13 protein-coding genes are annotated in these 13,103 nt (G+C 69.0%); 4 read left to right on the top strand and 9 right to left on the bottom strand.

Translation table 11 applies throughout. From position 1 onward, the window contains the following. Positions 1 to 187 precede the first annotated feature (187 nt). Complete coding sequence (locus tag ENSA5_RS33465) at positions 188 to 937, top strand: hypothetical protein (protein ID WP_106395789.1); 750 nt, start codon at positions 188 to 190, stop codon at positions 935 to 937. An 82-nt stretch (positions 938 to 1,019) separates the two neighbouring features. Here the strand turns inward: ENSA5_RS33465 and ENSA5_RS33460 are convergent, their stop codons facing one another. From ENSA5_RS33460 to ENSA5_RS33425, 8 genes are all read right to left on the bottom strand, one after another. Continuing rightward, positions 1,020 to 1,967, bottom strand: coding sequence for a rhomboid family intramembrane serine protease (locus ENSA5_RS33460; protein WP_106395788.1), 948 nt, complete (start codon positions 1,965 to 1,967; stop codon positions 1,020 to 1,022). A gap of 24 nt (positions 1,968 to 1,991) precedes the next feature. After that, entirely contained in the window at positions 1,992 to 2,249 is a 258-nt protein-coding gene (locus tag ENSA5_RS33455) for a hypothetical protein (RefSeq protein ID WP_106395787.1), read from the bottom strand. Between the two features lie 111 nt (positions 2,250 to 2,360). After that, positions 2,361 to 2,894, bottom strand: coding sequence for a hypothetical protein (locus tag ENSA5_RS36650; RefSeq protein ID WP_146156389.1), 534 nt, complete (start codon positions 2,892 to 2,894; stop codon positions 2,361 to 2,363). 10 nt (positions 2,895 to 2,904) lie between these two features. After that, positions 2,905 to 4,101 (bottom strand): glycine C-acetyltransferase, encoded by a 1,197-nt coding sequence (gene kbl, locus ENSA5_RS33445; RefSeq protein WP_106395786.1) that lies wholly within the window; start codon positions 4,099 to 4,101, stop codon positions 2,905 to 2,907. A 25-nt stretch (positions 4,102 to 4,126) separates the two neighbouring features. Then, positions 4,127 to 4,906, bottom strand: a complete 780-nt coding sequence (locus tag ENSA5_RS33440) for a TrmH family RNA methyltransferase (RefSeq protein ID WP_106395785.1) — start codon at positions 4,904 to 4,906, stop codon at positions 4,127 to 4,129. Between the two features lie 3 nt (positions 4,907 to 4,909). Then, positions 4,910 to 6,079: an isocitrate/isopropylmalate dehydrogenase family protein gene (locus tag ENSA5_RS33435; protein ID WP_106395784.1), complete on the bottom strand. Its 1,170-nt coding sequence runs from the start codon at positions 6,077 to 6,079 to the stop codon at positions 4,910 to 4,912. A gap of 193 nt (positions 6,080 to 6,272) precedes the next feature. Next, on the bottom strand, positions 6,273 to 7,481 hold the full coding sequence (locus ENSA5_RS33430) for a patatin-like phospholipase family protein (protein WP_106395783.1): 1,209 nt from the start codon (positions 7,479 to 7,481) through the stop codon (positions 6,273 to 6,275). Then, positions 7,478 to 8,137: an MBL fold metallo-hydrolase gene (locus ENSA5_RS33425; protein ID WP_106395782.1), complete on the bottom strand. Its 660-nt coding sequence runs from the start codon at positions 8,135 to 8,137 to the stop codon at positions 7,478 to 7,480. The genes ENSA5_RS33430 and ENSA5_RS33425 overlap by 4 nt, the downstream gene beginning before the upstream one ends. Before the next feature lie 234 nt (positions 8,138 to 8,371). Between ENSA5_RS33425 and ENSA5_RS33420 the strand changes: the two genes are divergently transcribed. Next, on the top strand, positions 8,372 to 9,055 hold the full coding sequence (locus ENSA5_RS33420; protein WP_106395781.1) for a hypothetical protein: 684 nt from the start codon (positions 8,372 to 8,374) through the stop codon (positions 9,053 to 9,055). Between the two features lie 95 nt (positions 9,056 to 9,150). Here the strand turns inward: ENSA5_RS33420 and grxD are convergent, their stop codons facing one another. Next, the gene (grxD, locus tag ENSA5_RS33415; protein WP_106395780.1) at positions 9,151 to 9,468 is read right to left on the bottom strand and encodes a Grx4 family monothiol glutaredoxin; all 318 of its coding nucleotides are present in this window, start codon (positions 9,466 to 9,468) and stop codon (positions 9,151 to 9,153) included. 143 nt (positions 9,469 to 9,611) lie between these two features. On the opposite strand from grxD, the gene ENSA5_RS33410 reads away from it, so the two are divergent. Both ENSA5_RS33410 and ENSA5_RS33405 read left to right on the top strand, forming a co-directional pair. Further along, positions 9,612 to 11,234: a carboxypeptidase regulatory-like domain-containing protein gene (locus ENSA5_RS33410; protein ID WP_106395779.1), complete on the top strand. Its 1,623-nt coding sequence runs from the start codon at positions 9,612 to 9,614 to the stop codon at positions 11,232 to 11,234. Between the two features lie 197 nt (positions 11,235 to 11,431). Next, positions 11,432 to 12,964: a hypothetical protein gene (locus tag ENSA5_RS33405; RefSeq protein ID WP_258183101.1), complete on the top strand. Its 1,533-nt coding sequence runs from the start codon at positions 11,432 to 11,434 to the stop codon at positions 12,962 to 12,964. Positions 12,965 to 13,103: the final 139 nt, after the last annotated feature.

Below are 13,103 nucleotides of genomic sequence, written 5' to 3'. Positions count from 1 at the left end.
CTTCATCGTCTCCCGGACTGCGGTCTGGGATTGGTCGCAAGGCGCGGTCATGCGCGGGCAGGATAGCAGCGCTCCGGCCCCGCGGGCGAAAGCGTCTGCACGCTCGCAGCGGGCCACGAGCGCCGACGAGCGCGGGTGTGCTCCAGGCGGCAGACGGCGAGGCGCTGCTCTCGTATGCTCGCCCCCAATGCGACCTGGCGACGTCTTGTCAGCTGCGCGGCACTACCTTCGGACTCACCCCGAAGAGCTCAGCCGCGTGCTCCGCAACGCCATCGGCATGCGCTTCGGCGTGCCACTGGCGTCATTTCGGTGGCTCGCCGATCAGCTCGCCGATCCCGAGAAGGTCGAGGACCTCGAGGTTGGAGCGGTCCCGCCGGGCCTGCGCATGGGCGCGACCTTCGATCTGATGAGCACCCGCGTCCGCGCCGGGGCGGTGCTCTACATCGATCGCATCCTGCTCAGCGGCGACGAGATGCGGCTCGAGCTGCGCCTCGAGGACGTGTCGATGATCCCGGTCGACACCCACAAGAGCCAGATCGCGGCGCTGCTCGTGACCCGCTCGCTGGATCTCTCGCGGCCTGGCGACCTCGTCCAGCACCTGCCCGACATGCCCGACATGATCGTCGACTCCCACGGCAACCGCGTGGTCCTCGACCTCATGCGCGTGCCCAAGCTCGCCGAGGATCCCCTGGTTCGCCACGCCCTCGGGCTGATGACCGCGCTGATGACCCTCGACGGAGTCGAGACCGAGGGCGACCACCTCGATCTGCACTTCAAGCCCCTGCCCGCGGGCTTCGTCGCCGCCGCCGACGCGATCGGCGACCACCTCGTGGTCCCGGTCCTGTCCCGGGCCCGCTCGGTCATGCCCAAGTCCCTGCGCGGCGGCATGCGACGAATGCTGAGCCTGATCGCCGGCTCCGACCAGGCCCGGGTCTGACAGGGCCGGTTCGCACCAAGCCCGCCCCTGCAAAGTGCAGGGCGACCGCGGGGGTCCAAAACAGCCGGGCGGCCGCGGACATCTAAAACGAATGCGCGAGGGACTCGGCCTGCTCGAGCGCGGGTCCGTAGAGCTCGTGGTCTGGATCGCGGGCGACGGCCTCGCGCAGGGCGTCGCGCGCGTCTGCGTAGCGACGGGCCTCATAGTAGAGGCGCCCGAGGTAGGCCCAGTGATCGGCGGGCGTGCGCCAGTAGCCGACGCCGCGCTCGGCCCAGGCGATCGCGGCCTCGAGGTCGTCGTCGGCCTCGGCGCGCTCGGCCTGAACCATGGCGTCGAGGCCCGCGTAGGCGCTGATGTTGACCCACGGCCGGAGCACGGTCGCGCTCGCGAGGCACAGTCCCAAAGTTGCGATCGTGAGCCCGATCGGCGCGGCCCGCTTGACCCCGCGCGCGGCGATCCCCCAGCCGACCAGGACCCCGAGCGCGGCCCCGCCCGCGTGGGCGAAGTTGGCGATCGGCATGACCTCGAGCACCGTCGCGACCACACAAAACACGAACCACCCAACGAAGAATTTGACGGTCCGCGAGTCGATCATCCCGGCCCAGCTCGGGCTCCGCCGCGCCAGCACCCACAGCATCCCGACGAGGCCATAGACGACCCCAGACAGCCCGACCGAGGACCAGTTGAAGCCGTACTCGAGCGCCCCGCCGCCGACCCCGAACAGCGCGAGCAAGGCCAGGGTCCGCAGGTGGCCGAGGCGCTGCTCGACGCCCGTGCCCAGCAGCCACAGCCAGTAGCAGTTGAACCCGACGTGGACGAGGCCCTGCAGCCAGCGCTCGCTGTCGAGCTGGCCGCCGTGGACGAGCGCCGAGGTCAGCAGCCGCCAGGGCTCGGACCAAAACGCGCGCAGATCGAGCCGCAGCGGATCGAGCATCTCGGGCGAGGCCAGCCCAAAGATGCCCAGGGCGATCAGGGCGACCCCGCCGATCGCCGGGTACCGAGGCAGCTGGGCGAGCGGGGCCGCCTCCATCGGATCAGTCTCCTCGACCCGCCGTCACTTGCAGTTCGCCTCGACGTCGGCGATCGAAGTTTGGGCCATCACGCACTCGACCTCTTCGACGCTACCGTCGGACACGCAGGCCGAGATGACCTTGTCGCGCTGGTCGTTGGCGAGCTTCTTGATCCGGGAGTCGGGCTTGTCGCGCGACTCCTCGAGCAGCTTCACGAAGTGGTCGGCGAACGCGTCGCACTGCTCCTCGCTCGGCTTCTTGGTGCAGGCCGTGAGGACCACGCTGACGCCCAGTGTGGCCAAGAGTAGGGCTAGACGTGAACGTGGCATGCGGCTCGATCCCCACGCTAACCGAAGTGCCTGGCGCGGCCAAGCGCAGGCCCTTCGCCGTCCGCCGCGGCGCTCGCGCAAAGCTCAGGTCTTCGGGCTCGCGCCCTTGCGGTCGAGCTCGAGGTTGAGATCGTCGAGGGTCATCGTCTGGGTCGTGGTCATCCGCGCCAGGCTGAGCTCCTTGGGCGTGCGGTACTTGGCCTTGGCCGCGGGCGTCTCGAGCCAGCGCTCGAAGGTCGCCTTGATCTGGTGCCAGTGCTTGGTGTCGCGGATCTCGTACTCCTCGAAGAGCGAGGCCCGACGGTCGTGGTAGGCCCACGCGGTCTCGACGCGGAACTCGGCCGTGAAGTAGCGCGCGATGTCCTGCTCGAAGTCGAAGCTGCCCGAGTCGTCCTGGGCCTCGAGCTCGGGGTCGCGCTCGTCGTCCGCGCTCGGGGGCTCGGGGGCCTCGGCGAGCTCCGCGGACTCGGCGAGCTCCGCGGACTCGGCGGCCTCCGCGGGCTCGGCCGCCGGCGCGGCCTCAGCCTCTGGACCATCATCGCCAGGCAGGTTTTCGGAGCCGTCGGCCGACTTCGTGCGCAGACCGAACGCCGCGCGGATCGAGTCGAGCAGTCCCATCCCCGCCAGGTTAGCAGGTGATCACGCCGAGTCGCTGACCGATCTTGGTGAAGGCCGCGACCGCGCCGTCGATCTGCTCGCTCGTGTGGCCAGCCGACAGCTGGACGCGGATCCGGGCCTGGCCCTTGGGCACGACCGGATACGAGAAGCCGATCACGTAGATGCCCTCGGCCAGCAGCTGGTCGGCGAACTCGACGGCGAGGCGAGCCTCGCCGAGCATGATCGGAACGATCGGGGTGTCGCCGGGCTTGAGCTCGAAGCCGGCCTTGGTCACGCCGGCCCGGAAGCGCTTGGTGTTGGCCTCGAGCTTGTCGCGCAGCTCGGTGCTGGCGCTGAGGGTGTTGAGGACCGCGAGGCTAGCCGAGACGATCATCGGCGCGAGCGAGTTGGAGAACAGGTAGGGCCGCGAGCGGTTGCGCAGCAGCGCGACGATCTCTTTGCGGCCCGAGGTGAACCCGCCCGAGGCGCCGCCGAGGGCCTTGCCGAGGGTCGAGGTGATCACGTCGACGCGGCCCATCACGCCCTTGTACTCGTGAGTCCCGCGCCCGGTCGCGCCGATGAAGCCGGTCGCGTGGCTGTCGTCGACCATGACCATCGCGTTGTACTTGTCGGCGAGATCGCAGATCTGGTCGAGCTTGGCGATGTTGCCGTCCATGCTGAACACGCCGTCGGTTGCGATCATCCGCAGGCGCTTGCCCTGGGTGTCTTTGAGGCGCTGCTCGAGCTCGGCCATGTCCGAATTGGCGAAGCGGTGGCGCTCGGCCTTGCACAGGCGGATGCCGTCGATGATCGAGGCGTGGTTGAGCGCGTCGGAGATGATCGCGTCTTCTTTGGTCAGGAGGGTCTCGAACAGCCCGCCGTTGGCGTCGAAGCACGAGCTGTAGAGAATCGTGTCTTCGGTCCCGAGGAACTCGGTCAGGGCCTGCTCGAGCTCCTTGTGCCTGTCGAGGGTCCCGCAGATGAAGCGCACGCTCGACATGCCGTAGCCGCGCTCGTCGAGGGACGCGCGCGCGGCCGCGATCGTGTCGGGGTGGCTCGACAGGCCCAGATAGTTGTTGGCGCAGAAATTGAGCACCTTGCGCTCGTCCCCCGCGACCGAGATCTCGGCGCCCTGGGGCGAATCGATGATCCGCTCGTGCTTGGTCAGGCCGGCGTCGTCGATCTCGGCCAGGATCTTCGCGTAGTGGGCTTTGGCTTCCTCGAACATGGCTGCGCTCCTCGCTAGCGCCGATCTAACACGTCTGCGGGGTCCGAGTCAGGCCGTGGAGCAGCACGGCCGTGGCCGCGGCCACGTTGAGCGAGTCCGAGCCGGGCGCGACGGGGATCCGCACGCGATGCTCGGCGCGGGCGAGCAGCTGCGAGGACAGGCCCGCGCCCTCGTTGCCGACGAGCAGCAGCAGCCGGGCCGGGGCCTCGAACTGTCCGAGCGCCGTGGCCTCGGGCGCGGGCGTGGCCGCGACGACCGCGGCCGGCAGCGCGCCCGCGAGCGCGTCGATCATCGCGGGCAGCTCCTCACACACCAGCGTCGGGACCCGAAACACGTTGCCGACGCTGGCCCGGATCGTGAGCCGCGCGTAGAGGTCGGCCCCGCGCGCGTCGGCGATCACCAGGTCAACCCCGAAGGCCGCGGCGTTGCGGATCAACGCGCCGAGGTTGCGGGGGTCGGCGAGGCCCTCGGCGACGACGATCCTGGCGCGCTCAGACCCCCGCAGCCGGTCGAGCTCGCGGGGCTCGAGCGCCCGCCGCAGCGGCGGCCGCCTCGCGCAGGCGAGCACGCCGCGGTGAAACTCAAACCCGACCAGCTCGGCGATCTTTGCCCGCGACAGCTCGACCACGGCCGCCCCCGTCGGCAGCTCGAGGCGCGCGCGCTGGCTCGGCGTGCACACGAGCGACTCGAGCTCGAGCCCGCTGGCGATCAGGCGCTCGACCGCCAGCGCGCCCTCGACGACGAAGCGCCCCGGCCCGGGACCGCGGCGCAGGTCCCGATAAGGCTCCAGGATGTCGGCGTCCACGCGTCAGCTGACGCGGCGCCCGGCCGCCGTGGCGATCGCGGTCCCGACCTCGCTGCACTTGGCCGCGGCCTCGTTGCCGACGAGGTCGTAGGTCAGCGGCTTGCCGGCCTCGAGCACCTCGATGACCGCGGCCTCGATCGCGGCGGCGGCCCGGGTCAGGGCCGCGTCACCCTTGCGCGCTCCGAGCCAGTCGAGCCCCTCTTTGACCGAGAGGATCATTGCGATCGGGTTGACCTTGTCCTTGCCCGCGTGCTTCGGCGCGCTGCCGTGGATCGGCTCGAACATCGCGTGGTCCTTGCCGGTGTTGGCGCCCACGGCCATGCCCATGCCGCCTTGGAGGGTCGACGCGAGGTCGGTGACGATGTCGCCGAACATGTTGGTCGTGACGCACACGTCGTAGTACTCGGGCTGGCCGATCAGCCACTGCGTGAACGCGTCGACGATCGCCGTGTCCTTCTCGATGTCGGGGTACTCCTCGCCGATCTCGAAGAACACGTCGCGGAACAGCTGGCAGCCGTGGAGGACGTTGTCCTTGATGATCGCGGTCACGCGCAGCTTGCCGTCCTTGGGCGCGCCGCCGTGGCCCTGCTCGCCGCGCCGCTTGCACAGCTCGAAGGCGTGGCGGATGACCTGCTCCGAGGCCCGCCGCGTGATCACCCGGGTGTCGATCGCGACGTCGGCCACGCCCCCGGGGCTGAGCTTGCCGCCGGTCGGGGCGTAGAGGCCCTCGGTGTTCTCCCGGATGATGACCATGTCGACCTTGCCCGGCTCCCAGATCTGCTTGTGGCCGCCATGGATCCGGTGCGAGACCCCCGGGTAGAGCTTGATCGGGCGGACGTTGGCGTAGAGGTTGAGCCGCATCCGGTTGCCGATGACCGGCGAGAAGCCCGCCATCTTGCCGTCGCGCATCAACACCGGACCGCCGGTGCCCTCGGGGTCGGGCCAGCCGACCGCGCCGAGCAGGATCAAGTCCGAGGCCGCGCAGCGCTCGGGGCTGTCCGCCGGCCAGTCGAGGTCGCCGTGCTCGAGGTAGTACTGCCCGCCACAGGGGATGTCGTCGATGTCCCACTCGATGCCCAGCGGCTTCGAGACCGCGTCGAGGACCTTGAGGCCCTCGGCCATGACTTCGGGACCAGTTCCATCTCCACCGAGCGTGACGAGCTTGTAGGGCATTGGCCTGACGGTAGTTAATGCCGCCCCGCGCTGGAGCCCCCTCGCGGGTGAGCTTGTTCACTGTCTTCGACCTGGGCGTCCTGCGGTGACGCGCGCACACGCGAGCAGAGCCCCCTTCCAGGGCGCCACCCCGACGGGTGCGCAGCCCATGCCCAGCCCACCGCGCGGAGCAGCGAAGCGACGAAGCGACCGGCTAGCGAAACAGGCGCGAGAGCTGCTCGTGGTGGTGTGCGGCGTCGGCGTAGCCGAGCTCGATGATGCGGTTGATGAACTCGGCTTCGAACAGCAGGTAGGAGGCGAGGTCGCTCTCACCGCCTTCGGCGCGCTCGTCGGCCTCGACCGAGCGACGGATGATGTTGGCGGCGACGCTGTTGTAGCCGCGCAGCTTGGTGTCGCGGACGACCTCCCAGGCGATCCGTCCGAGGTCCTCGCTCGGCTGGATCACCAGGGTCTCGACCTCGTGCCAGGCCGAGTCGCGCCCGACGGCCCGGCTGACGCGCTCGCTGAAGTCCGAGCCAAACTCGGCCGCGCCCGCGCGCAGGAGTCGGTTGGTCTGCTGGATCCGCTCGAGGTCGGCCTCGACCTTGTCGAGCATCAAGGAGTTGAGCAGCTTGCCGAGCAAGAAGAAGGCGTTGGGGTAGAGCGTCTCGGCCTCGACCCGCTGGCGCGCGCGCCGTTCGGCTGGGGACTCGTTGTGGCGCAGGCCGATGACCAACATCCGCCGGGCCCCGAGGCGCAGGGCCGGACGCAGCGGCGTGTTCTGGCGCAGGGCGCCATCGACGAAGAACTGATCCCCGATCTTGACCGCTGGAAACAGCACGGGGATCGCCGCCGAGGCCAGGGTGTGCGCGGCGGTGATCCCGGTCCGCACGATCGTCTCGTTGGCGGTCTCGGACCAGGGCTCGAGCCGCCGCCGCCCCGACTGAATGTAGACCGTGGAGATGCCGGTCGCGACCTCGGTCGCGGTGACCGAGAACGCGCGGAGGCGACCGGCCGCGAGGTTCTCGGTCAGGCGCCGCCAGGGGATCTGCTCGCGGACCAGGCGCTGGAGCCCCGACGAGTCGACGAGCCCGCCGACGCTGCCGCCGTGGGGCGTCTTGGGCAGGCTGCGCCCGAACAACACCCGGGGCAGCGAGCGGAACTGGGCCCAGCCAAAGTCGTAGACCCGGTCGATCGTCAGCTGCGACCAGACCCGCTGCAGCGCCCGGGCCTGAGCCTTGGGCCGGTCGCAGGTGGCCGCGATGTAGGCCCCGTTGATCGCGCCGACCGAGGTCCCGGTGATCACGTCGAAGTGGGCCTGGACGTCGAGGCGCTCGCGCACGTAGCGGAGCACGCCGACCTCGTAGGCCCCGCGCGCGCCCCCGCCCGACAGGACCAGGGCCGTGCACGGCCGCTCGCTCATGAGCGCAGCATCCCTCGCTCGATCCGCAAGAAGCCCAAGAAGGGGTTCGAGCGCAGCTCGGCCGCGAGCGTCGTGACCGGACCGTGGCCGCTGTGAACCCGGAGCTGCCCGGGCAGATCGAACAGCCGTCGCAGGCTCGCGCGGGCGAGATCGGGGTCACTCATGGGGAAGTCCGTGCGTCCGACGCTCCCGGCGAACACCGTGTCACCGACGACGATGTCCTCGTCGTCGTAGTAGCAGCCCTGGCCCGGCGTGTGACCGCCGGTCGAGAGGAAGCGCAGCTCGAGCTCACCGATCTTCACGGTGTCGCCGTCGTCGAGCAGGTGGTCGACGCGCCCGCAGGGGCGGTTGAGCTGCGGCATCCCAAACCATGTGCCCTGCTCGGGCAGCGCGTGAAACAGCGGCAGCTCCGCCCGGGGCAGATAGGTCGGGACGTCGAAGCGGCGCTGAAGCTCCTGGAGGGCGCCCGCGTGGTCGACGTGGCCGTGGGTCAGCAGGATCGCCCGGATGTCGGGGGCCGGCTCGAGCGCCGCGAGCCGATCACCGAGCTCGGGCCCCTCGCCCGTGTCGACGATCGCCGCCGCGCCCGTCCGCGGATCCGTGATCAGATAGGTGTTGACCTGGAACAGGCCGACGGTGAAGCAGCGAATGTCCACGATGCCGAGCGAGAATTGAACGAAGTCCCGCGGACTGTCCAGGAGTCCGTCCCCATCCGGGGTGTGCGCAGCGTTGCGCCCCCGTGTTCAGCTTGGCTCCCGGAGCTATCTGCGCTGTTTGACCTCGCGGGCTCCATTCTGCGAAAGTCTTCGAGATCCCTGACGGCAAGCGAGTCAACCGACACTTGCCGCTCGGCGACGGTCGAGCTCAACCAGAGAATTTTTGGAGAACACATGATGCGAAAGCTTTCCAGCCTTGTCACTTGCGCGGCCCTGACTCTCACTGCGGGTCTCACCGGATGCGTCGACGTCAGCGATCCTCTCGACTCGTTCACCACGAGCACCGCCAACACCCTCGGCGACGCCGACGCCGACGCTGACGGCGACGCCGACGCCGACGGCGACACCAGCGGTGACGGCGACGCTGGCGACGGCGACGGCGACCCCGGCGACGGTGACGGCGACGCCGACACGGGCGACGGCGACGGCGACGCCTGCGGGGCCTTCGGCTGCCCCTGCAGCGACGACAGCACCTGCGACGAGGGCCTCGTGTGCGGCGACGACAACACCTGCGGCACCCCCCCGCTCGACACCGGCGACGGCGACACCGGCGACGGCGACGGCGACACCGGCGGTGACGGCGACGCCTACGATCCGAACACCTGCGCAGAGCCGTCCGAGCTGCTTGGCGTCATGGACATCGACGGCAACTTCTGCTCGCCTCCGTGCATGGCTGATCTCGACTGCCCCGCCGGTCCGGTCGGAACCACGGCCGCCTGCGCGCTCGTGGGCGAGGGTGAGGACACCCCCTCGAACTGCGCGCTGATCTGCATGCCGGGCTCCACGTCCTGCCCCACGGGGTCGTCCTGCAAGGACGTGCCCGGGCAAGACGGCGTCGGCATCTGCACCTATCCGTGACCAGGTCCTGACTCCGGCCTCCACAACCCCCCAAAAAAAGCAGGGCCGCAACCTCGAGGTTGCGGCCCTCATTTGTGGGGGGGCGTGAACGGGGCTCAGGACTCGACGACGAGCACCTTTTGCAGCTCGCCGCTGTTGTGCATGTCGGTCACGATGTCGCAGCCGCCGACGAATTCGCCGTCGACGTAGACCTGCGGGATCGTCGGCCAGTCCGAGTACTCCTTGATGCCGGCGCGGACATCGGGATCACTGAGCACGTTGAAAGTCTCGAACTCGGCGCCGTGGTGCTTGAGGATCTGAACGACCTGGGCCGAGAATCCACAGCTGGGAAACACCTTGTTGCCCTTCATGAACACCATCACGCGGTTGTTCTTGATCAGTTCATCGATGCGGCTGCGAACTTCGTCTTGCATGGGAATTTCTCGTGGCAGGTAGCAGGGGGTGGGAACTGCGCACTCGGCGCGCCTGCTCTTCATAGATAGCCCCCGCGACCTCACGGCGCAAGGGTAGCGTCATCGAATAGGATGGGCCGGACCTGCGAAAGGCCCGCTCTACGATGAAAGCTCGAACCATACTCACCCTCGCGACCTCCAGTCTGCTCCTGCTCCCCCTCGGCTGCGGCGACGACTCGACCTCCACCTCCGAAGGCGCGAGCGCGAGCGAGACCGCCGACGAGACCGCCGACTCCAGCTCGGGCATGGAGGGCATGGAGGGCATGGACAACGATCAGGGCGACGGCGACGGCGACCCCGGCGACGGTGACGGCGACCCCGGCGACGGCGACGGCGACCCCGGCGACGGCGACGGCGACGGAGACGGCGACGGCGACGGCGACGGCGACGGGGATGGCGACGGCGACGGCGATGGCGATGGCGATGGCGACGGGGACGGAGACGGCGACGGCGACGGCGACGGCGACGGCGACGGCGACGAGATGGCGTGCCTCGACATCGGCGACGACTGCTGCCCCCCGAACCCGAACGCCGACGCGACCTTGTCGGGCCAGGTGTTCGCGCCCAACGGCACGGTCCCGGTCTCGGGCGCGGTCGTCTACACCTCCGACGCCCCGCCCGCGCCGATCCCCGACCACGTCTACTGCGCCGAGTGCCTCGAGCTCAGCTGCGGGCTCGAGGACTACACCGAGACCAACCCCGACGGCACCTTCAACGTCCAGGCGCAATCGGGCGACAAGTACCTCGTCGTGCAAAAGGGCCAGTTCCTGCGCGTGACCGAGATCAATATCGCGCCCGGCGCCAACATGCTGCCCGACGCTGTGCTCGAGCTGCCCGGCGAGTGGGATCCAAACAACGGCCTGTACATCCCCAAGATCGCGGTCGCCAACGGCTCCTACGACCGGCTCGAGGACGCGCTCGGCAAGATGGGCCTCGGCGACACCTCGATCGGCAACTTCGTCGAGAACACGGTCCCAGGGACCGAGAGCTTCGACCTGTGGGACAACGGCCGCGATCCGGGCCAGGACGGGTTCCAGTCCCAGGGCACGATGACCCAGCTGATCTCCAACCCCGATCTGCTCGACGACTACCACATCATCTTCGTGCCCTGCTCGTCGGACGCCTACATCGCCTCGCTCAGCAACCAGAACAAAGAGAACATCCGCGCGTGGGTCGAGGCCGGCGGCCGCTGGTACGTCGCGGACTGGGCCAACGAGTGGCTCTCGGAGGTCTTCCCCGAGTACCAGACCTTCTATGACAACGGCTTCGGCGCGGACCTGGGCTCCTACGACTCCCTCGCCGACGTCCTCGACGATGGCCTGCTCGCCTGGCTCGAGGCGATCCCCGAGCCGCTCAAGGACATCAACCCGCTCAACGACGAGGCCCACCCGACCCTCTTCGACCTCCCGCAGGTCGAGACCGTCGACAATTGGTCCGGCATCCAATACCCGCTGCCGGAGATCCTCGTCGACGACGGCATGGGCAACATGGTCAACGTCGGCCACACCGCGTGGCTCGAGGGCACCGCGGACAACGGCGACATCCCCGCGAACACGGACCTGCCCCTGACTGTCACCGCCCAGTACGGCTGCGGCAAACTCCAGTTCACGAGCTACCACACGGCCGAGTTCTTCGACTACGTCGGGCTTTCACCCCAGGAGCTCGTCTTGATGTACACGATCCTCGAGATCGGTGTGTGTCAGGAAGACCTGCCGCCGCCGCAGTGACCCGGGCGCGGGCGCCCTGCGCAGGGTGCCCGCGTCGTCGCTTTGTCCGGAATTTGTCCGGAATTTGCCTGGGATTTATCTGGGGTTTCGCTGGGATTTAGCGAGGATTTGGCCGGGATTGGGCCGATCTGGTCGCGTAATTACACACGCGGCCCGATTCGACGTTACGTTAGACCGGCTCCTTCGGAGATATCACCATGGATTCGTCGACTCGTCCCACCCTCGTGTTGCTCTCGCTCCTGTCACTCGCCCCGCTCGCGCTCGGCGGCTGCTCCGACCCTGGCGGGGACGGGGACGACACGACCGGCCCCGGCAGCGAGGGCATCGGCGGAGACGGGGACGGCGACACCAACGAGAGCGGCGAGTCCATGGGCGAGTCCATGGGCGAGTCCATGGGCGACGGCGACGGCGACGGCGACCCGGGTGACGGCGACGGCGACCCGGCCGACGACGGCGGGACCGGGCCAAAGTTCGACATCTTCTCGACCCCCGACGGCGGCGGCGAGTGTGGGGACGGCGGGGGCAACAAGGACGCGACCCTGACCGGGACCGTGTTCGCGCCCAACGGCACGATCCCGGTCGTCGGCGCCCTCGTCTACACGACCGGGACCCCGCCCGAGGGCATCCCCGACCAGGTCTACTGCGCCGAGTGTGTCGAGCTCGAGTGCGGGGTCGACTTCACCGAGACCGACCTCGAGGGCAACTTCTCGCTCCCGACCAACTCGGGCGGCGGCAAGTACCTCGTGGTCCAAAAGGGCCAATTCCTCCGGGTCACGCCGATCAACATCGCGCCCGGCAACACCAACCTGCCCGACGCCGACGTCGAGCTGCCCGGGGTCTGGGACCCCGACAACGGCCTGTACATCCCCAAGATCGCGATCGCCGACGGCAGCTACGACCGGATCGAGGACGCGATGGGCAAGTTCGGCCTCGCCGACACCAGCATCGCCAACTTCACCGAGACGACCGTGCCCGGGACCGAGAGCTTCGACCTGTGGGACAACGGCCGCAACCCGACGAGCGACGGGTACGCGTCCCAGGGGACCATGACCGAGCTGGTCTCGAACCCCGACCTGCTCGACAACTATCACATCATCTTCGTCCCCTGCTCCAGCGACACCCACGTCAGCGCGCTCAACGACCAGCAAAACGTCGACAACATCCGCGCGTGGGTCGAGGCTGGCGGGCGCTGGTACGTCGCCGACTGGGCCAACGAGTGGATGCGCCAGGTCTTCCCCGAGTACCAGGAGTTCTACGACGACGGCTTCGGCGCGGACCTGGGCTCCTACGACTCGCTCGCCGACGTCCTCGACGACGGCATGCTCGAGTGGCTCGAGGCCCTGCCCGAGCCGCTCAAGGACATCAACCCCCTCAACGACGAGACCCACCCGACCCTCTTCGACCTCCCGCAGCTGCTGACGGTCGACAACTGGTCGGGCATCCAATACCCCCTGCCCGAGATCCTCGTCGACAACGGCATGGGCGACATGGTCAACGTCGGCCACACCGCGTGGCTCGAGGGCCCCGGCGGCGGCTGGGACATCCCCGTCAACGACATCCACCCGCTGACGGTCACCGGCCAGTACGGGTGCGGGAAGATCCAGTTCACCAGCTACCACACGGCGGAATTCTTCGACTACGTCGGGCTGTCGCCGCAGGAGCTGGTCTTGATCTACACGATCCTCGAGATCGGGGTCTGCCAGGATCCGCTGCCGCCGCCCCAGGGCTGAGGGGCGCATCCGGCTAGCAGCCCGGGGTGCAATGCATCGTGTCGCCTCGCGCCGGAATGTTCGCCGAGGGCGCGAAGCCAAAACGCCGCTGTACCGGGCGTACTGCAAGTTTTGGCGACAAAGCCCTCGGCGAAGAGGC

This window comes from Enhygromyxa salina, from assembly GCF_002994615.1.
GTDB lineage: Bacteria > Myxococcota_A > Polyangia > Nannocystales > Nannocystaceae > Plesiocystis > Plesiocystis salina_A.
The sequence above is the reverse complement of the archived record's forward strand: the minus strand, read 5'-3'. Positions and strand labels throughout refer to the sequence as shown.

Bases quoted from the DNA above. Each gene is read 5' to 3' on its own strand.
- ENSA5_RS33430 (WP_106395783.1), bottom strand. From the start codon at position 7,481: ATGAGCGAGCGGCCGTGCACGGCCCTGGTCCTGTCGGGCGGGGGCGCG.
- ENSA5_RS36650 (WP_146156389.1), bottom strand. From the start codon at position 2,894: ATGGGACTGCTCGACTCGATCCGCGCGGCGTTCGGTCTGCGCACGAAG.
- grxD (WP_106395780.1), bottom strand. From the start codon at position 9,468: ATGCAAGACGAAGTTCGCAGCCGCATCGATGAACTGATCAAGAACAAC.
- ENSA5_RS33410 (WP_106395779.1), top strand. From the start codon at position 9,612: ATGAAAGCTCGAACCATACTCACCCTCGCGACCTCCAGTCTGCTCCTG.
- ENSA5_RS33405 (WP_258183101.1), top strand. From the start codon at position 11,432: ATGGATTCGTCGACTCGTCCCACCCTCGTGTTGCTCTCGCTCCTGTCA.
- ENSA5_RS33465 (WP_106395789.1), top strand. From the start codon at position 188: ATGCGACCTGGCGACGTCTTGTCAGCTGCGCGGCACTACCTTCGGACT.
- kbl (WP_106395786.1), bottom strand. From the start codon at position 4,101: ATGTTCGAGGAAGCCAAAGCCCACTACGCGAAGATCCTGGCCGAGATC.
- ENSA5_RS33460 (WP_106395788.1), bottom strand. From the start codon at position 1,967: ATGGAGGCGGCCCCGCTCGCCCAGCTGCCTCGGTACCCGGCGATCGGC.
- ENSA5_RS33420 (WP_106395781.1), top strand. From the start codon at position 8,372: ATGATGCGAAAGCTTTCCAGCCTTGTCACTTGCGCGGCCCTGACTCTC.
- ENSA5_RS33435 (WP_106395784.1), bottom strand. From the start codon at position 6,079: ATGCCCTACAAGCTCGTCACGCTCGGTGGAGATGGAACTGGTCCCGAA.